This window comes from Sphingomonas rosea, assembly GCF_039538065.1.
Classification (GTDB): Bacteria; Pseudomonadota; Alphaproteobacteria; order Sphingomonadales; family Sphingomonadaceae; genus Sphingomicrobium; species Sphingomicrobium rosea.
Genome location: NZ_BAABBR010000001.1, coordinates 1,149,926 through 1,168,704, shown reverse-complemented (window position 1 = coordinate 1,168,704; position 18,779 = coordinate 1,149,926). Strand labels below are relative to the sequence as shown.

Sequence of the window (18,779 nt, the reverse complement as noted above, 5' to 3'; positions counted from 1 at the left end):
CGGCGGCGCTGTGCCCGCCGTGGCCGCGACCAGCTCCGACCGCCTCGCGCCGGCGCTCGCGGTGTCGCAATTCTACGCCGCTCGCAGCGAACCCCTGTGGCTCCGCTCGCCAGCCGCGATCCAAACGCTCGTTTCCGCGCTTCGAACGGCGCCGATCGACGGCTTCAACGACGGCCCCGAACTCGGCCGCTCGATCGACGCGGCGCTGGCCGATGCGAAGGCCGGCGTTCCCGGCGCCTCGCAGGAAGCCGAGCGGCTGCTGAGCAGCGGCCTCGTTCTCTACACGCAGGCGCTTCGCTGGCCGGGGCGGAGCCGCATCATCTACGCCGATCCCAGCCTTGCCCCCAAGGTACCGACGCCGACCGAAGTGCTGACGCAGGCCGCCGCCGCGTCCGACCTCGCCGCCTTCGTCCGCCAGACGGTCGAGGTGAACCCGATCCACGCCGCGCTGCGTGCCGCCGCGACCGACCAGCTCGATTTCCTTGGCCAGCCGAGCCCGGCGCTCAAGGGCAGCCTCGAGCGGGCGCGCCTGCTCCCGTCGAACGGTCGCTTCGTCCTCGTCGACATCGCCAGCCAGGAGCTGATGATGATCGATCATGGCCGCGTCGAGGACCGGATGAAGGTCGTCGTCGGCAAGCCCGACATGAAGACCCCGCTGATGGCCGGAACACTGAGGCAGGTGACCTTCAATCCCTACTGGAACGTGCCCGTCGATCTCGTCCAGAAGACGATCGCGGCAAACGTCCTGCGCTCGGGCCTCTCCTATCTCGCGCAGCGCAATTACGAGGTGCTGTCTGGCTGGACCGCCGACGCGACGGTCATCGACCCCGCGACGGTCGATTGGCAGGCCGTGGCCGACGGCCGCGCCGAAGCGCGGGTTCGCCAGCGGCCCGGCAAGGGCAACATGATGGGCGCGATGAAGTTCGAGTTTCCCAACGAGCTCGGCATCTACCTGCACGACACGCCGCAGCGCGAGCTGTTCGGCAAGGACGCGCGGACCTTCAGTTCGGGCTGCGTCCGGCTCGAGGATGCGGCGCGGCTCGGGCGCTGGCTGCTCGGCCGAGAGCCGGTCGCCGCGAGCAGCCAGCCCGAGCTCAATGTCGCGCTCGGCAAGGGCGTGCCGGTCTTCCTGACCTATTTGACCGTCCGTCCCGAGGCCGACGGCACGCTCGCCTCGGCGCCCGACGTCTACGGGCTCGACGGCCAGCCCGCGACCGAGCTGGCGACGCTCCAGCGCTGATCAGCGCGGCGCCACCTCGTTTGCAGCGAGGTTGGCATCGAGCTGCTTCGCCTTCTGGTTGAGCTTCGCCTCGGTGTCGTCATAGCGCTCGTCGAACGTCCGCCGGTCGCCGCAGGCGGCGAGCGTCAGCGCGAGGACGAGCAGCGCGACGCGCATCAATAATTCTTCCGGTAGCGGACGTTGACGTTGGTGCTGCCGCTGCCGCCCGCCTGGCTGAGGATCGACAGGCTACGGCTGAGAGTCACCTCGAGCTGGGTCGCGGTGAAGCCGCGCGCGTCGGTGACCACCTCGAGGTAGATGTCGTCGCCGATATACTTGCCCGCCGCGAGCGCGGTGCCCCGGCCGATCGTGTCGTCGGCGCCAAGGATGCGAAGTCGGTCGATCCCCGCCACCTGCCGCAGCTTGCCAAGCGGATTGAGCCCGCCGCCGCCCGAGCCGCGCAAGGTGTTGAGCGAGGCGGCGAGCTGGACCGCCTGGATCGCGGACAATTGCCCGACCGAATTACCGAACAGGATGCGCGACACGATCTCGTCCTGCGGCAGGCCGGGCGAACTCGAGAAGGTGATCTTCGGGTCGAGCGCATTGCCGGTGACGTTGACGCTCACCTCGACGTCCTCGATCGTCTCGGTCGCGCTCAGCTGGACCGTGGCGTCGCTGGCGCTGCCCCCGTTGAAGCGGACTTGCCCTTCCTGAAGCGCGAAGGAGCGACCGGCGAAGCCGAGCGTGCCGCGCACGAGGTTGATCGTGCCCGAGACCTGCGGGCTCTGGCTGCTGCCGGTGACCTTGAGATTGGCGCGCCACTCCGATTCGAGGCCCATGCCCGAGACGAACAGCTGCCCGGGGGAGATGATGTTGAGGTCGAGGCGCACGTCGCCGAAGCTTGCCGTCGCTGATTGCGGCGGGGCATCACCGGTGACCTGGGGACGGCCCCTTGGCGGCTTGAAGCGGACCCCGGTCAGCTCGGGCACCTGTGCCGAACCCTGACGGACGATCTGATAGCGGGTCGAGGGAAGGCGGACGGTCCCGCGAAGGATCGGCGACTGGCCGGCGGCCTTGACCAGCTGGACGTCGCCGGTCGCAGCCACCCTCAGATCGTCGCTGTCGGCAAGCCGGGCATTGTTGAGCTTGAGGTCGAAGTTGGCCGGATAACCGCTGGCGGCGGCGAGGCTGATGTAGCCGTTGCCGGTAAGATTGCCGCTGCCGGCATTGGCAGTGAGCTGATCGATCTGCAGCCGCTCGCCGGTGAAGCGACCCTGCAGCGCGAGGTTGGTCAGCCGGGTCCCGTAGGTCGCGTTGGTGTAGGTCAGGCTCTTGCCGCGCACGATGCCGGTGACTTGCGGCTGGTCGACCCGGCCCGAGAAATCGGCGGCGACCCCGAGCGGGCCGCTGAGGCTCTGGTCCGGCAGGCCTGCGAGCGAGAAGAGCGCGTCGGCCGGACCCATGTAGCGGATCCCGCCGCGCAAGGGGGCGCCGGCGATCCGGCTGGTCCAGCTTCCGGCGCCGGTCGGCTGGATCGCGGCCTGGACCCGCCCGACGACGGTGCCGCGGGTCCGCATGACGGCGTTCAAGGTGCCCGTGCCGGGGGCGAGCTTCGCCACCACATTGACGTCGAGCGGGCGGCTGACGGCGGCGGCGGTGGTCCGGGTAAAGCCGCGGATGGCGAGGCTGGCGTCGAGCTGGGGGAAGGCGCTGCCGGCCTGGACGAAGTCGATGCTGCCAGTCGCGCGACCACCCACCCCGAGGCCCGGGGTGAACAGGTTGATGAGGCTCATGTCGACGCCGTCGATCCGGCTTTGCAGGCGCAGTTCGCGGCTGCTGTAGAGGCCCGACAGGCGCGCGCTGCCCTGGTCGAGAACGAGGCGGGTCGGGAGGAGTTCGTAGGCGCCGCTCTGGGGCACGATCCGCGCGGGATTGTCGGTGCGGACGTCGATGCCGTTGACCCGGCCCTTCAAGGCGGCGCGCCACAGGTTCGGCTCGAGCTGGCTGTTGAAGGCGACACGGAAGGGGACCCCCGACTTGCCCTCGGCGAGGCCGCGCGCGAAGCCGCGACCGCCGCGATAGTTGATGATGGCGCGGAAGGCGGAGAGGTCGGTCGAGCCGAAGCGCGCGCGGGCAAGCTGCGCGTCGGCGACGATCTCGGGCTGGCCGTAGAGAATGACGCGCGCGTCGACGATGGCCGCGCCGACGGCGATCCCCGCAGGCTCGGGGAGGATGGCGTTCTGGGCGCGCAGGTTGATGAGCGCCTGCTGATAACGGCCGGCGGCGGACAGGCGAACGAGCCCGCCGATGCCATTGCCCCGCGCCGTCAGCTCGCCCGCATAGGGACCGGCGCCGGTCTGCCGGATCCGGCCCTGCGCAGTGATTTCGGCGAGCGTCGCACGGCGGATGTCGATGGTCAGCGGTCCGGCGGCGGTCTGCACCGCGACGTCGGCGGTGAAGTCGCCATAGTCGCTGCGCCCGCGCGCGAGAACGAGATAGGCGTTGCCGGCCGAGCGGATGTCAGCGCGCAAGCCCGCGATCCCGAGGCCGAAGCCGGGGCGGGCGGCGGTGACGATGGCGCGCGGATTGCTGGCGGTGCCGGCGACCTGGACTCCGACCGGTCCGTAGGCGCGCGACACGCCCGTCGCGGTGAGCGCGATCTGGCCGTTCGGCGCATAGCTGCCGCGGCCGTCGGTGACATGGAGTTCGGGTGCGGTCAGGCGGAGGCGGGCGAAGCGGATGATCCCGTCGGGGCCGTAGGCGACATCGCTCGAGGCGACGACGTTGCCGCCGAGGAAATTGCGTACGCCCTCGTTGAACAGTCGGGTCGACTGGGCGCGGACACGACCGACGAGACTGAAGCCGCCGTTCGCCAGAGTCTTCACGTCGGCATTGGTGGTGATGTTGAAGATGCCGAGGCTATCGATGCGGTAATTGTCGACCGTGCCTTCGAGCGCGCCGGTGTAGAGCCCCTTCGCGACGTCGGCGAGGACGATGGCCTTGGCGTCAATCCGGTCGGCGCGGAGGCGGAGATTGTCCGACACGATGCGGGGCCAGTCGACCGCGAGATCGCCGTCGAGGCGGACATTGGTGATGGTCCCGCCGGCCGCCACGTCGAGCCCGGTGATCGCGCGGGCGCGGGCGGCGACGGGGACGATCAGCTGCGATCGGTCGAACCGCGCGCGGCCGCTCGCCTCGAGTCCCTGCAGACCCATGTCGTTGAAGGCGAGCGTCGTGGCGGTCACGCGGTAGTCGACCGTCGGGCGGGTAAGTTCGCCGTCGAGGGTCGCGGCCAGCCGGAGGTCGCGCCCCGCGAGGTTGGGGGCGAGCAGGCCGGGCTTCAGCAGGCCGAAATCGAGCTTCATGCCTTCCAGACGGTTGCGACCGACATCGGCGACGCCATTGGCGACGAGGGTGAAGGCGTCGCTCTTTGCGGTCCCCGACAGGTCGGCGCGGCGATTGGCCCAGGTCGACTGCACCGCGACGGTGGTGATCGGGCCGAGCAGGGCGGCGGTCGGCCCGGTGAACAGCCGCGCGATCCGGGTCGGCCCGCGCACGCCGAAGGTGCCGTCGCGGGCAGTGAGGTCGAGCCGCGCGAACGGCATATTGTCGAGGTCGGCGAGCAGCCGCCCGTTCCATGCCTTCCAGTCACCATTGCCCTGCACCCGCAGGAGCGCGGGCTGTGTGAGGCCGGCAAGCTTGCCGAACACGCCGCCCGAGGGGGCGCTGACCCGCGCGTCGAGGGCGAGGCGATTGTCCTCGGGTACGGCATCGAGCTTGAGGGCCAGACGGTCGCCGCCCGCCCGCCCGTCGCCGCCGATGATCGCGGCCTGGAGATCCACCTGCGCGCGGCGGTCGGCGATCCGGGCACGGCCATCGACGAATCCGACCCGCCGTTCGCCCGTGACCGGGGCCTCGACGACGAGCTGGTCGATCTTGAGCCGGCCGATATCGATGTCGAGGTCGGGAAGGAGCGGGGCGTCGCTCGGCGGGCTGGCGCGAAATTCGGGCAGCCGCGCGAGGGTCGCGGTGCGCGCGGTCAGGCTACGGATGTCGACATGGTTGTCGAGGTAATCGAACGGGCGCCAGTCGAGCTTCACTTCGGGCGAGCGGAAGAAGACGCCCTTGGGATCGGCGAGCGTGAAATCGTGGAGCGTCAACGCGCCGTAGAGCGACCCGTCGATCCGTCCGACGCCGATCTTCATGCCATTGGCGAATTCGAGGCCCGCGATCTTGTTTGCGACGAAGCGGCGACCGGGGTCGCTGTTGATTCCGAAGAAGAGGGCGGCGGCGAGCAGCAGGACGAGCACCAGCAAGCCGGCCAGCCACTTGGCAATCCGCGCCGGCCAGTTCGTGCGGCGGTGGACGACGACGATGTCGTCCCCGCGCTCTGGGGTGGCGTCCGGGTCGGCCGTCACCGCGCTCATCAGAACGGCGAATACGGGATCCGGACCGAGAACCTCATCCTCGTCGTACCGAAGACCATCGAAGGCGCCGACCGCGAGATGCTCGGCTTCGAGACGCTGACTTTCGCGCCGATCGACCGCCGCCTGATCGTCACCGAGATGCTGAGCCCGCGCGAGCGGCAGTGGGTCGACGATTATCACGCCGAGGTGGTGAAGCGGATCGCGCCGGGCCTCGCCGCGGGGGAACGGGCGTGGCTCGAGGCGGCCTGCGCGCCGCTCTAGGCGTTCGGGCGCCCTACCCGCTAGCGTCACCCCGGGCCTGACCCGGGGTCCCGCTCTTGCACCCGCTTCAAAGCCGCTGAGAAAAAGAAGCAACAAGCGCGATTTCGGGGGTGACGAAGATCGGTCGTGCCGATGTCCGCTTCCGACCCGTTGCGTACATTGTTACTTCGCCTCAGATAGTCTGATGTGTAACAAATCGTCTCTGGCGTGCTTCGCTCTCGTCATCGGTCTGGCGGTTGCTCCGACCGCAGCGAGACCTTGTCCTGATCCAGTGCGGGTGATTGTACAGAGTATTGCCGGTAAGTGCGGCCTTCCCTCTAAACAGCTTTATACCGCCCGAGGGGTGGTTCTCTTCAATCCGGCTACAGATACCCCGTTCGCAAAAGTCGAATGCGTCTTGAAAGAGATGAGCGCCAATCACCTTCAGTTCGAAAAAATTGGACTGATTGCAGCGCCTTCTCCCACGGGAAGATGATGTCCGCCTTCCATCCATAGCGGACATTTCAGCCGCCCCTTGTTGACAAACTTGCGTCGCGCGTACGAGGCAGCGGCTCAGTCCTCGGGCTTTTCCGACCTCGGCAATTCCCCCTTCGCCGGCACCGCCCCCGCCTTCCGTTTTCTGAGGTTCTCGCGCAACGCGGCGGCGAGCCTCGCTTCCTTTTCCAGCTTATTCATTCTCTTCCCTTGACACTTACGCCAGCCAACCGCCATAGGCCCGCCCGTCTCCGGACAGTGCTGCCGTAGCTCAGTGGTAGAGCGCATCCTTGGTAAGGCTGAGGTCGTGAGTTCAATCCTCACCGGCAGCACCATTTTCCCCGACCTAATCGCTGGACCTCCGCCTCTCGGCGGCTAGAGGACGGCGATGCGCTTCTTTTCCGACAATGCCGCCGCCGTTCACCCCGCGGTCTTCGAGGCGATGGCCAGGGCCGACCGGCTCGACACCGCCTATGACGGCGACGCCTGGAGCCAGAAGCTCGACGCGGCCTTCTCGACTGTCTTCGAGCGCGAGGTCACCGCGCTGTGGGTCACCACCGGGACCGCGGCCAACTGCCTCGCGCTCGCCGGCATGGTGCCTTCCTACGGCGGAATCCTCTGCCACCGCGAGGCGCACATCCAGGTCGACGAGGCCGGCGCGCCCGAATTCTTCTCGGGCGGGGCGAAGCTGCTGCTGGTCGATGGCCCAGGCGCCAAGCTGACCCCAACCGCCCTCGAGGACGTCCGCGGCCGGATTCGCGCCGACGTCCACCAGGTCCAGGCCAATGCGCTGTCGATCACCAACGCCACCGAATATGGCCTGACCTATTCCGCCGCCGAAACCGCGGCGCTCGGCGAGTGGGCGAAGAGCCACGGCCTGGGGTTCCACTTCGACGGCGCCCGCTTCGCCAATGCCGTCGCCTCGACCGGCGCCTCGCCCGCCGAACTGACCTGGAAGGCCGGGGTCGACGCCCTCTCCTTCGGATTCGTCAAGAATGGCGGGCTGTCGGCCGAAGCGCTGATCCTGTTCGATTCGTCCCTCGCCGACGGGATCCGCCGCCGCCGCAAGCGCTCGGGCCATCTGCTGAGCAAGGGCCGCTATCTCGCCGCCCAGCTGCTCGCGATGCTCGAGGACGACATCTGGCTCGCCAATGCCCGCAATGCCAACGAGGCCGCGCGGCGGCTGGCGGCCGCGGCGGGGACACGCCTCGTCTTCCCGGTCGAGGCCAATGAGGTGTTCCTCAAGGTCACCGCGGACGAGGCCGCGCACCTCCGCGCCGCGGGCTTCGATTTCTACGACTGGGGGATCGGCGAAGCGCGGCTGGTGACGAGCTGGGACCAAGACCTCGCCGCGGTCGACCGCCTCGCGGAAGCGATTTCGGCGCTGTGAGCGCGCCGCTCGGCCGCGGCACGGTCCTTCTCTTCTTCTGCATCATCACATTGATCTGGGGATCGACCTGGATCGTCATCCGCGACCAGCTGGGCGTCGTCCCGGCGCACTGGTCGGTCGCCTACCGCTTCCTCATCGCCACCGCCGCCATGGCCGCCTACACCCGCTGGCAGGGCGCGGGCCTGCGCCTGCCGCCCGGCGCCTGGAAGGTCGCGGCACTGTTCGGCTTCTGCCAGTTCTGCGTGAACTTCAATGCGGTCTATCTGGCCGAGCACCACATCACGAGCGGCCTGGTCGCCTGCGTCTTCGCGCTGCTGCTGATCCCGAACAGCCTGCTCGCCTGGGCCTGGACGGGCCACAAGCCGAGCCGCAGCTTCATCCTCTCGGCCATTCCGGCGGTCGGCGGAATCGCCCTCCTGTTCCTCAACGAGGTGCAGAGCGCCCGCGCGCCCGTGAATGAAGCCGCGCTCGGGATCGGTCTCACCCTGCTCGGCGTGATGGGCGCCAGCGTCTCGAACGTCCTCCAGACCACCGAGCGCGCCAAGGAAGTGCCGCTGCCGACGATGCTGACCTGGGGAATGCTCTACGGCGCGCTGTTCGACTGCCTGTTCGCACTTATCGTCAGCGGCCCGCCGGTCGTCGACCCGCGCCCCGGCTACTGGCTCGGCCTCGCCTATCTGGCGCTCTTCGCCTCGGCGCTCGCCTTCAGCCTCTACATGCCGATCATCCGCACCATCGGCCCCGGCCGCGCGGCCTATTCGAGCGTCATCGTGCCGATCATCGCCATGGCGCTCTCGACCATCTTCGAAGGCTATCGCTGGACCGCGCTCGCGGCTGGCGGCGCGGTGCTGGCGATGGCCGGCATGGTCTGGGCGCTGACCAGCCGGCGCGACCCCGAGCCAGTCCCGCTTGCCGACTAATTGGCCACAGTCAGGAGCTCGGGCTTCGCCATCGCCCGTTTGGCCGGCGGCAGCTCGGCAAGGTGCCGCGCCTTCCACTCCATCGCCCGGTGCGCGCGATTGTAGCCCGAGGGATGGTCGAAGAAGATCATCTCCTCGAGCGCGCTCGGCTCGAGCTTGCGATATTCGCTGAGCCGCATCGCGACATGGGCGAAGCCATCAGGCTCGCGCGCCGCGTCGAGGCCGAATGCGTCGGCCTCGTTCTCGTTGTGGCGGATGATCGAATTGGTGAATGGCGTCGCGACCAGCATCGCGAGCGCGGTCAGCAGCACCAGCGCCGGCATCGAGGCGGGATCGGCGACATCGCGCACGCCCCACCGGCCGCCGTAGCGAAGCAGCAGCCGCGGGGTCGCCCACCAGAGGAACAGGAACACCGCCAGCACCACCACGGTGAATGCGAGCAGCATCTTGATCACGTGGTTCAGCACATAATGGCCAAGCTCGTGGCCCATCACCGCCTTCACTTCCTCGGGGCTGGTGCGGTTGAGGAGATTGTCGTTGAGGCTGATCCGGACCGTCGGCCCGAGCCCACTGACGTTGGCCGAGATGCGGTTGGTCTGGCGCGAGGCGTCGACCACATAGACATTGTCCGCGGGCACCTTGTTGGCGCGGGCCATGGCGAGAATCTGCTGGCGCACCGGCCCCTCGGCCATCGGCGTGTAGCTGTTGAACATCGGCGCGATGAACACCGGCGCCAGCAGCGCACCGAAGGTCATGAAGCTGACGACGACCCCCGTCCCCCACAGCCACCAGGTCCGCGGCGCGCGGCGGATGACACCATAGATGGCGGCCGCAACCAAGGGGCCGATGATCAGCGACACCAGCAGCGACTTGCCCTGGTCGCCGAGGAAGCCGCCCAGCGTCTGTGTCGACATCCCATATTGATGCTCGCGGAAGTAATCGCCGTAGATCACCCACGGCATGACCATCAGCCCGGTCACCAGAATGTAGGGCAGCGCATAGAGGATGGTGCGCAGCCACGGCCGCTTTGTCCGGCGGCTCGCGGCCCGGCTCCAGCGCGACGACCAGCCGAGGTGCAGCACCAGCCCGTTGATGAGGACGCTGATCAGCGTCCCCCACATCAGCATCCAGTAGCCGCCCTCGAAATAGGCGTCCGAACGCGCGCGGACGGGTCCGGAAACGGTGTCGAGATAGGCGCGCGTCGCCGTGTCGACGTCGAAGGCCCCGGCCGTGGCGGCAAGCAGCAGGTTGAGCGTCATGATATTCCCCCTGGCTGCGTTTCCTAATTGCCTCGACGTCGCCGCGCCACTCCCCTTCGACGGATGGCCGGACGGCAGGTTGTCGAGGCCATTTCCCGCGCCTAAGCCCCACCCCATGCTCGATATCCGTGATGCGTTAGAGACGCCCGCCGCCCCCGCTCCCGTCCGCCGCGAGGATTACCGGGCGCCCGACTGGCTGATCCCGCAGGTCGAGCTCGACTTCGCCCTCGATCCCGCCCGGACGATCGTCCGCGCCCGCCTGCATGTCGTCCGCAATGGCGAGCACGACCGCCCGCTCCGCCTCGACGGCGAGGCGCTCGAGACCCTCTCGGCCAGCCTCGACGGCCAGCCGATCGAGGTCCGCATCGAGGCCGAGCAGCTCGTCGTGCCGATCGCCGCCGCGAGTGCCGTGCTCGAGACCGAGGTCGCGATCCTCCCCGACCAGAACAGCCAGCTCATGGGCCTCTACGCCTCGGGCGGGATCCTCTGCACCCAGTGCGAGAGCGAGGGCTTCCGCCGGATCACCTGGTTCGCCGACCGGCCCGACGTGCTCAGCACCTATCGCGTCCGCCTTTCGGCCGACCGGGCGCGCTTCCCGATCCTGCTCGCCAACGGCAATCCGGTCGAGCGCGGCGAGGGCGAGGGCGGAACCCACTGGGCATTGTGGGAAGACCCCTTCCCCAAGCCCTCCTATTTGTTCGCGATCGTCGCCGGCGACCTTGCCTGCAACGCCGACACCTTCACCACCGCGTCGGGCCGCAAGGTCGACCTCGGCATCTGGGTGCGCGAGCCCGACCTCCCCAAGACCGCGCATGCGATGCAGGCGCTCAAGGATTCGATGGCCTGGGACGAGCGCGCCTACGGCCGCGAATATGACCTCGACCGGTTCAACATCGTCGCTGTCTCCGACTTCAACTTCGGCGCGATGGAGAACAAGGGCCTCAACATCTTCAACACGCGCTACGTGCTGGCCGATGCCGAGACGGCGACCGACGCGGACATCGACGCCGTCGCCGCGGTCGTCGCGCACGAATATTTCCACAACTGGTCGGGCAACCGGGTCACCTGCCGCGACTGGTTCCAGCTCAGCCTCAAGGAAGGCCTCACCGTCTTCCGCGACCAGAGCTTCAGCGAGGCGATGGGCTCGGAAGCCGTTCAGCGGATCGACCAGGTCCGCATGCTCCGCGCCGCCCAATTCCCCGAGGACGCCGGCCCGCTCGCCCATCCGGTGCGGCCCGACAGCTATCTCGAGATCGCCAATTTCTACACCGCGACCGTCTACAACAAGGGCGCCGAGGTGATCCGGATGATGCGGACGCTCCTCGGGCCCGAGCGCTATCGCAAGGGCACCGACCTCTATTTCGAGCGCCACGACGGTCAGGCGGTGACCTGCGAGGATTTCGTCCGCGCGATGGAGGATGCGAGCGGCATCGACCTTGGCCAGTTCCGCTTCTGGTACAGCCAGGCCGGCACCCCGCGGGTCGAGGCGCGCCTCGTCCAGGAAAACGGCCGCGCCGCGCTCCATCTGCGCCAGAGCGTCCCCGCCACCTCCGGCCAGCCGCTCAAGCAGCCGATGGTCATCCCTCTCAAGGTCGCGCTGATCGGCGCCGACAGCGGCCGCGAGATCGCGAAAGAGCGGCTCGTCGTGATGCGCGAGGCGACCCACGTCGAGCCTTTCGCCGACGTCACCGAGCCTGCGCTCCTTTCGATCAACCGGCACTTCTCCGCGCCCATCGTGGTCACGGCCGAGCGCAAGCCCGGCGAGATCGAGGCGCTGGCCGAGACCGACACCGATCCCTTCGCCCGCTACGAGGCCGGGCAGGAACTGATGACGCGCGACCTCATGGCCGCGATATTCGGCCAGCCGCTGCGCACCGATGCGGTCGTCACCGCCGTCGGTGCGACGCTCCGCAGCCAGGCGCTCGACCCTGCTTTCAAGGCCGACGCCATCGCGCTCCCGGCCGAGAGCCTGCTGATCGAGCATCTCGACGCCGCCGATCCCGGCAAGGTCCACGACGTGCGCGAAGCGATGCGCCGCGCGATCGGGACCGAACTCGCCGACGATCTGTCGCGCGCGCACATGGCCGCGAGCCGCGCCGATCCCGCCAGCCTCGCAGGCGCCGACAAGGGCCTGCGCCGCCTGCGCAGCGCCACCCTCGCCCTCCTCGCCGCGGGCAATGCCGAGCTCGGCCGGAGCCTGGCGTCGCGCCAGTACGATGCCGCGAAGACCATGACCGAGCGGCAGTCGGCGCTGATGGTGCTGGCGACGCTCGGCGGCGGAGAGGCCGAGAAGGCGCTGGACGACTTCTACCGCCGGTTCGAGAACGACCCGCTGGTGATCGACAAGTGGTTCGCGGTGCAAGCCTCGGTGCCGGGCGACGCGACCCTCGACACCGTCGAACGGCTGATGGCGCATCCCGCCTTCACGCTCGCCAACCCCAATCGCCTGCGCGCGGTCGCGGGGAGTTTTGCGGGCACGCCCTCGGCCTTCCACCGCCCCGACGGGCGCGGCTATGACTGGCTGGCCGAGGTGATCGTCGCCGCGGACAAGCTCAACCCGCAGACCGCCGCCCGCTTCGTCGCGCCCTTGGGCCGCTGGCGCCGGATCGAGCCGGTTCGCGCCGCCATGATGCGTGCCGCGTTGGAGCGCATCCTGCGCGAGCCGGGGCTCAGCAAGGACGTGCTCGAGCTCGCGGGCAAGAGCCTGGGATGAGTTCTGCGTCGTCCCGGTTCGCGCCGGGACGACAGGCCGTGCTCTAGTTGCCGATCCAGCGCGCGACCTGGGCCGCGACGTTGTTCGCCGCCTGGTTCATCGCCGGGCCGACACTTGCCGCGGTGCCGTCCGCCGGCACGCTCGCGGTGAAGCGCTGGGCCTGCACCGTGGCGCCACGCGTCGCGGTCGCGTCATAGGTCACGATCACCTGGCCGGTCGCCATGTCGTAGCCGAACCGCTCGAGCACGCCGGTGACCCGGGTCCCCGGATCGATCCCCGCCTGGCGCGGGTCGATGACGATGCGGTTGGTGGTGCGCTTCACCGTTTCGCTCAGCAATTGCTGGAACAGCCGGTCGGGCGTCTCGAGATACTGGAGGTCCTTGACGTAGGTGACCCGGCCCGGCGCCTCGAGCACGGGGACGCGCACCTGCCGAATTTCCTTCGCCGCCACCGGCAGCTCGATGCTGACCGCATCGCTCGCCGCCCCGGTCCGGGCGATCGCCGTGTCGGCCGCCGCGGGGGTGAGGGTCAGGAGCGTGGTCGGGACCTTGCCGCCGCCGAAGCAGCCAGACAGCGCGAGGGCGGCCACGGGAGCGAGGAGGGACAAGCGCATCAGCGGGACTTTCCGGGTTTATGATCGGGGAGCTTGGGCGCGCCGAGCACGCCCGTGACGCCGCCCTGTTCGAGCCTGCTCGACACGCCGTCGAGGCTGGTCGTCAGGTCGCGCAGGTCGCGCACGAGGCGGTTGACCTCGGGCAGCGTCGACTTGGAGAAATTCTGCACGCCGGGCTGTGCGTCGGCGACCAGCGAATCAATCCGGGCCGAGGTCTGCTGGAGCGCCTGGAGCGTCTTGCGGAGATCCGCCGCGGCCGGCTGGACGTCGCGCTGGACCACCACGTTGCTGCTGTTGGCGAGCTTGGCGACCTCGTCGGCGGCACGGCCGGCATTGCGGGCGGCGACCCGCGCCTCGGCCAGCGTCTGCGCCATCTCGGGCGCCCGCTCGGCCAGCACGGCGCTGGTCTTGTCGATATTCTCGAGAATGTCCGAGATCGCATTCTGGTTACGGTCACTGAGCAGCTCGGTCAGCCGCTCGGTCAGCCGCTGGATGCGCTCGAGCAGTTCCGGCGCCGAATTGAGCAGCGCACCGAGGCCACCCGCCGAGCTCGGGATCACCGGGCAGCCCTGCGGCCCCAGCTGGGTCAGCGGCTTGGCGCCCTTGACCGCGCCGTCGAGCTGGATCTCGCTGACGCCGGTGAAGCCGACGCCCTTGATCTGCGCATTGGTGCCCTGGAGCACGGGGGTGGTCTGGTCGACCTCGATCCGCACCCAGACGAACTCCGGCCGGTCCGGCAGCAGCGAGATCTTGGTGATCTGGCCCACCGGCACGCCCGAGAAACTGACGTTGGTGCCGCGATTGAGCCCGCCGACACCTTGGCTGAAATAGATGTCGTAGCATTGCCGCTTGTCGGTCTTCAGCCCCGCGATCCACACCGCGAAGAACAGGAGGCCGACCAGCAGGGCCAGGACGACGGTGCCGACGAGCACCTGGTTCGATCGAGTTTCCATGCGCCTCTGCTAAGCCGCCGCCGCGGCGCGGCCGCGGGGTCCGTTGAAATATTCCTGGATCCAGGGATGGTCGAGTTTGAGCAAGCGGTCGATCGTGTCCACCGCGATCACCTTGCCGTCCGCCAGCACCGCGACCCGGTCGCAGATAGCGTACAAGCTGTCGAGATCGTGGGTGATCAGGAAGACCGTGAGGTCGAGCCGTTTCTGCAGGCTCCGGATCAGTTGGTCGAAGGCCTGCGCGCCGATCGGGTCGAGGCCCGCGGTCGGCTCGTCGAGGAACAGCAGTTCCGGATCGAGCGCCAGCGCCCGGGCCAGCCCCGCGCGCTTCCGCATGCCGCCCGACAATTCGCTCGGATATTTGCTGCCAGCATTGTCGGGCAGCCCCGACATGGCGATCTTGAAGCCCGCGATCTCGTCGAGGAGCTCGCCCTTGATGAAGGGGAAATATTCGCGGATCGGGACTTGCACGTTCTCGGCCACGGTCAGGGTCGAGAAGAGCGCGCCGTTCTGGAACAAGATGCCCCAGCGGCGACGGATGTTCTTGGCCTCGTCCTCGGGGCGGTCGACCATGTTCTCGCCGAGCACCTCGACTTCACCCGCGGTCGGCCGCTGGAGCCCGATGATCGAGCGCATCAGCACCGACTTGCCGGTGCCCGAGCCGCCGACCACGCCGATGATCTCGCCCCGGCGCACGTCGAGATCGAGGTTCTGGTGGACGAACTGGTCGCCGAACTTGTTCTCGAGCCCGCGCACGCGGATGATCGGCTCCTCGCCGTCGGGCAGGATCGGGCTGGAATGCTCGGGGGCGACGAACTCGGCCATTAGAGCCACCCGATCGAGCTGAAGAACACCGCGAACACCGCGTCGAGGACGATCACGAGGAAGATCGACTGAACCACCGCCGACGTGGTCTTCAACCCGACCTGTTCGCTGTCGTTGGCGACCAGCATTCCCTGGAAGCAGCCCGCGAGGGCGATGATGAAGCCGAACACCGGTGCCTTGATGAGGCCGACCCAAAGGTCGCTCGCCGGCACCACCTCAGCCATGCGCTGGGTGTAGGTGAGCGGCGGAATTCCGAGGCCCACCCAGCAGAAGATGCCGCCGCCGATGATCGCGGTCAGCATCGCCCAGAAGGCGAGGAGCGGCATGGTGATGATCGCCGCGAACACACGCGGGACGACCAGCGCCTCCACCGGCGAAACGCCGATGGTCCGCATCGCGTCCACTTCCTCGGTGATCTTCATCGTCCCGATCTGCGCCGCAAAGGCCGAGCCCGATCGGCCCGCGACCATGATCGCGGTCATCAGCGGCCCCAGTTCGCGCACGGTGATCCGGCCGATGAGGTTGATCGTATAGACCTCGGCCCCGAACTGCTGGAGCTGGACCGCGCCCTGCTGGCCGATGACGATGCCGATGAGGAAGCTCATCAGCCCGATGATCGCGAGGGCGCGGACGCCGACCACGTCGAACTGCTGGACCACCGCATTGTAGCGGAAGCGCTTGGGATGGGTGATGACCGACGCAAAGCCCATCAGCGTCGCGCCGAAGAAGCCGACCAGTCCGGCGAGCGTCCGGCCGAAGGATATGGTCGCGATCCCGATCTCGGCCACCGCGCCGGTCTTCTTGGGCGGCTTCACCTCGACGGCTCGATCGGCGTCGGCGACCTGGTCGAGCAGTTTCTGCGTGTCGCTCGACACGCCGGTCAGCTGCGCCTGCCGGTCGCGCATCGTGCGATGCACCAGCCAGGCGCCGACCGTGTCCATCCGCTCGACGCGGCTGAGGTCGATGGTCAGGGGATCGGGAGTCGCATCGATCTCGCGCTGGGTCGAACCCGCACGACCGATCGTCAACGCGCCACTGGGCGCGAAGACGTTGCTATTTCCCTCGTTTACCGCCGCGGAAGCCATTAGTTTCGCGACATGCCCGCAAAGCCTGTCAACGGCAAGCTCCTGCCCCTTCCGGTGTTTGGTCTTGCTATTGCCAAGCTTTGCCGCTTTTCGCCCTTAGCATATGGCTGAGACGTCCGCCGACCCCATCCAGTTCCTCAGCCTCGGCGATCCGCCGGTGCGCCTGTTCGGCCGCACGGCGCGCGCCCGGGCCGAGCAGGTCGCCGCCAAGGCCGGCCTCGCGGTCGGTGACGCGGAGGATGTCGGGCGTCCGCGCATCGTCGCCGACATGGGGTTTGCCTGGGACCCTGCCTGGCTGCGCGAGCTCAAGGGCCGGCCCGGAAGCGCGCTCCTCCTCGACGGCCTGCCCGTCCTCTATCACCTGCCCCCGGGCACGCCGGCGAGCGAGGCCGACCCGCTCGCCCTCGATCCGATCGACGCGCGCACGGCTTCGCTGAGCTATTTCGAACTGCGCAAGCGCGAGCGACCGTTCGTCATGCCGCTCGATCCCGCCGATCCGCTTCCGGTCGAGCGCGCGCTCTACGACGCCTCGTACAAGGGCGTGACCGACCTCCTCACCCTTTATCTGTGGCGCCGGCCGGCCTTCTGGCTGACCCGCTGGGCCGCGCAGGCCGGGCTCAGCCCCAACATGGTGACGCTGGTCGGCTTCGTCCTGTGCGTCGCCGCCTTTTGGCAGTTCTGGCTCGGCCATTACTGGACCGGCACCGCCCTGGGCTTCATCTTCATGGTGCTCGACACGGTCGACGGGAAGCTCGCGCGGACCACCGGCCAGTCGAGCGGCTGGGGCAACGTCTTCGACCATGGCATCGACCTCATCCACCCGCCCTTCTGGTGGTGGGCCTGGCTCCACGGCCTCGGCGCCGCCGGCCACCAGCTCGAGGAAGTCTACAAGGGCGGGCTGCTCACCGTGATCGTCGGCACCTATGTCGCCGGGCGAATCATCGAGGGCCTGTTCGAGTGGCGCTTCGGGATGCACATCCACGTCTGGAAGCGGATCGACAGCCAGTTCCGGCTGATCACCGCCCGGCGCAATCCCAACATGGTGATCCTCGTCGCCTGCCTGTGCCTCGGCCGGCCCGACCTCGGGATCGAGCTCGTCGCCTTGTGGTCGATCCTCAGCCTCATCTTCCACGCCGTCCGCCTCGCGCAGGCCGAGGGCGTCGTCTTCCGCGGGGGCAGGATCGTCAGCTGGCTCGACGCCGAATGAGCGGCGGCTGGACCGCCGTATTGCTGGCCGGCACCCGGCCCGGCGGCGACCCCCTCGCCCGAAGCCTCGGCACGGACTTGAAGCCCCTGCTCCCGCTGCTCGGCGAGCCGATGATTCTTCGCCCCCTGCGCACCCTTCTCGCCAGCCCCGAGGTCGCCGCCGTCCGCGTCCTCACCCAACAGGTCGAGCCGATCGCCGCCCCCCTTCCCGTGGACGGGCGGGTCACCGTCGAGCCCTCCGCCGGCACCATCGCCGAGACCATCCTTCGCCTCCTCGACGACCCCGCGACGCATTATCCCCTGCTCGTCACCACCGCCGACCACGCGCTCCTCACCCCCGTGATGATCGCCGAGTTCACCGCCGCCGCCGCCCGGAGCGACATCGCCATCGGCCTCGTCAGCCGGACCGCCATGCGGAAGCGCTTCCCCGACGCCCAGCGCACCTGGATCCCGGTCGGCGGCGAAGCCTATAGCGGCGCCAATCTCTTCGCCCTGACCTCGCCCGCCGCCCGCGCCGGGGTGATGCGCTGGCGGGCGATCGAGCAGGACCGCAAGAAGGGCTGGCGCGTCCTCCTCCAGTTCGGGCTCCCGCTCTTCCTCGGTTCGGTGCTACGGCTGCGCGACCTCCCCCGCACCGCCGCCGCGCTCGGCCGCAAGCTCGGCCTCCGCCTCGAAGCGATCGTCCTTTCCGACCCCCTTGCCGCGATCGACGTCGACAAGCCCGCCGACCACGCCCTCGTCACCGCCATCCTCGAAGGCCGCGCCTGATGGACCTTGCGATCTACGACATGGACCGGACGGTGACCCGCCGCGCGACCTTCACCCCCTTCCTCCTCCATTGCGCGCTGCGCCGGGCGCCGTGGCGGCTCGTCTTCCTCCCGCTCGTGATCCTCTCGATGCTGGCCTATCTCGCCAAGGTCATCGACCGCGCCGAGCTGAAGGAGATCAACCACGCGCTCCTCCTCGGCCGAAGCACCCGGCCGGCCGAGCTCCTCCCGCTCGTCGCCGGGTTCGCCGACCGCCAGGCCGCGACCAACATCCGCCCCGGGGCGCGCGCCGCCATCGCCCGCGACAGGGCGCAAGGCCGCCGAATCGTCATGGCCACCGCCAGTTATCGCTTCTACGCCGCCGCCATCGCCGAGCGCCTCGGCTTCGACGACGTCATCGGCACCAATACGATCCTCGGGCTCGACGACAGCGTGCTCTGCCGCATCGACGGCGAGAATTGCTATGCCGAGGCGAAGCTCCGGATGATCGCCGACTGGGTCGAGAAATCGGGCCTCACTGGCCGCCACGGCCACGTCCGCTTCTATTCGGATCATGTCAGCGACGCGCCCGCCTTCGAATGGTCCGACGAGCCGGTCGCGGTAAACCCTCACGCCAAGCTCGCCGCCCTCGCCAGGGAGCGCGGCTGGCAAATCGAGGACTGGGGTTGAG

Annotated in this window: 15 protein-coding genes and 1 tRNA gene; 9 read left to right on the top strand and 7 right to left on the bottom strand. The window is 68.7% G+C overall.

Annotated elements, in window-relative coordinates; all coding sequences use genetic code 11:
- Positions 1 to 19: 19 nt before the first annotated feature.
- On the top strand, positions 20 to 1,240 hold the full coding sequence (locus ABD693_RS05830) for a L,D-transpeptidase family protein (RefSeq protein ID WP_344696078.1): 1,221 nt from the start codon (positions 20 to 22) through the stop codon (positions 1,238 to 1,240).
- Here the strand turns inward: ABD693_RS05830 and ABD693_RS05825 are convergent, their stop codons facing one another.
- Both ABD693_RS05825 and ABD693_RS05820 read right to left on the bottom strand, forming a co-directional pair.
- The gene (locus ABD693_RS05825) at positions 1,241 to 1,396 is read right to left on the bottom strand and encodes a hypothetical protein (protein WP_344696077.1); all 156 of its coding nucleotides are present in this window, start codon (positions 1,394 to 1,396) and stop codon (positions 1,241 to 1,243) included.
- A complete protein-coding gene (locus ABD693_RS05820; protein WP_344696076.1) occupies positions 1,396 to 5,646 on the bottom strand; it encodes a translocation/assembly module TamB domain-containing protein in 4,251 nt (1,416 codons plus the stop codon). Before ABD693_RS05820 ends, ABD693_RS05825 begins: the two co-directional genes overlap by 1 nt.
- Here ABD693_RS05820 and ABD693_RS05815 point away from each other — a divergent pair.
- The 4 genes from ABD693_RS05815 to ABD693_RS05800 all read left to right on the top strand — a co-directional run bounded on the left by ABD693_RS05815 (position 5,581) and on the right by ABD693_RS05800 (position 8,691).
- Positions 5,581 to 5,907 carry a M24 family metallopeptidase C-terminal domain-containing protein gene (locus tag ABD693_RS05815; protein ID WP_425567260.1) on the top strand — a complete coding sequence of 109 codons (327 nt, stop codon included), beginning with the start codon at positions 5,581 to 5,583 and terminating at the stop codon, positions 5,905 to 5,907. The genes ABD693_RS05820 and ABD693_RS05815 overlap by 66 nt on opposite strands.
- A 734-nt stretch (positions 5,908 to 6,641) precedes the next feature.
- A tRNA-Thr gene (locus ABD693_RS05810) sits at positions 6,642 to 6,716 on the top strand.
- 53 nt (positions 6,717 to 6,769) lie between these two features.
- Positions 6,770 to 7,771, top strand: coding sequence for a threonine aldolase family protein (locus ABD693_RS05805; protein ID WP_344696075.1), 1,002 nt, complete (start codon positions 6,770 to 6,772; stop codon positions 7,769 to 7,771).
- Positions 7,768 to 8,691, top strand: coding sequence for a DMT family transporter (locus tag ABD693_RS05800; RefSeq protein ID WP_344696074.1), 924 nt, complete (start codon positions 7,768 to 7,770; stop codon positions 8,689 to 8,691). Before ABD693_RS05805 ends, ABD693_RS05800 begins: the two co-directional genes overlap by 4 nt.
- On the opposite strand, the gene ABD693_RS05795 is transcribed toward ABD693_RS05800, so the two are convergent.
- A complete protein-coding gene (locus ABD693_RS05795; RefSeq protein WP_344696073.1) occupies positions 8,688 to 9,950 on the bottom strand; it encodes a M48 family metallopeptidase in 1,263 nt (420 codons plus the stop codon). The genes ABD693_RS05800 and ABD693_RS05795 overlap by 4 nt on opposite strands.
- Before the next feature lie 115 nt (positions 9,951 to 10,065).
- Here ABD693_RS05795 and pepN point away from each other — a divergent pair, with 115 nt between their 5' ends.
- Positions 10,066 to 12,663 carry an aminopeptidase N gene (gene pepN, locus ABD693_RS05790; RefSeq protein ID WP_344696072.1) on the top strand — a complete coding sequence of 866 codons (2,598 nt, stop codon included), beginning with the start codon at positions 10,066 to 10,068 and terminating at the stop codon, positions 12,661 to 12,663.
- Between the two features lie 43 nt (positions 12,664 to 12,706).
- On the opposite strand, the gene ABD693_RS05785 is transcribed toward pepN, so the two are convergent.
- From ABD693_RS05785 to ABD693_RS05770, 4 genes are read right to left on the bottom strand one after another with little or no spacing between them, the layout of a single operon-like run.
- Entirely contained in the window at positions 12,707 to 13,276 is a 570-nt protein-coding gene (locus tag ABD693_RS05785; protein WP_344696071.1) for an ABC-type transport auxiliary lipoprotein family protein, read from the bottom strand.
- A complete protein-coding gene (locus ABD693_RS05780; protein ID WP_344696070.1) occupies positions 13,276 to 14,229 on the bottom strand; it encodes an MlaD family protein in 954 nt (317 codons plus the stop codon). Before ABD693_RS05780 ends, ABD693_RS05785 begins: the two co-directional genes overlap by 1 nt.
- A gap of 9 nt (positions 14,230 to 14,238) precedes the next feature.
- The gene (locus tag ABD693_RS05775) at positions 14,239 to 15,051 is read right to left on the bottom strand and encodes an ABC transporter ATP-binding protein (RefSeq protein ID WP_344696069.1); all 813 of its coding nucleotides are present in this window, start codon (positions 15,049 to 15,051) and stop codon (positions 14,239 to 14,241) included.
- Positions 15,051 to 16,136: an ABC transporter permease gene (locus tag ABD693_RS05770; RefSeq protein ID WP_344696068.1), complete on the bottom strand. Its 1,086-nt coding sequence runs from the start codon at positions 16,134 to 16,136 to the stop codon at positions 15,051 to 15,053. The genes ABD693_RS05775 and ABD693_RS05770 overlap by 1 nt, the downstream gene beginning before the upstream one ends.
- 103 nt (positions 16,137 to 16,239) lie before the next feature.
- Between ABD693_RS05770 and ABD693_RS05765 the strand changes: the two genes are divergently transcribed.
- From ABD693_RS05765 to ABD693_RS05755, 3 genes are read left to right on the top strand one after another with little or no spacing between them, the layout of a single operon-like run.
- Positions 16,240 to 17,343, top strand: coding sequence for a CDP-alcohol phosphatidyltransferase family protein (locus ABD693_RS05765; RefSeq protein ID WP_344696067.1), 1,104 nt, complete (start codon positions 16,240 to 16,242; stop codon positions 17,341 to 17,343).
- Positions 17,340 to 18,110, top strand: a complete 771-nt coding sequence (locus ABD693_RS05760) for an NTP transferase domain-containing protein (protein WP_344696066.1) — start codon at positions 17,340 to 17,342, stop codon at positions 18,108 to 18,110. The genes ABD693_RS05765 and ABD693_RS05760 overlap by 4 nt, the downstream gene beginning before the upstream one ends.
- Positions 18,110 to 18,778, top strand: a complete 669-nt coding sequence (locus ABD693_RS05755; RefSeq protein ID WP_344696065.1) for an HAD family hydrolase — start codon at positions 18,110 to 18,112, stop codon at positions 18,776 to 18,778. The genes ABD693_RS05760 and ABD693_RS05755 overlap by 1 nt, the downstream gene beginning before the upstream one ends.
- The last annotated feature ends 1 nt before the right edge of the window (position 18,779 follow it).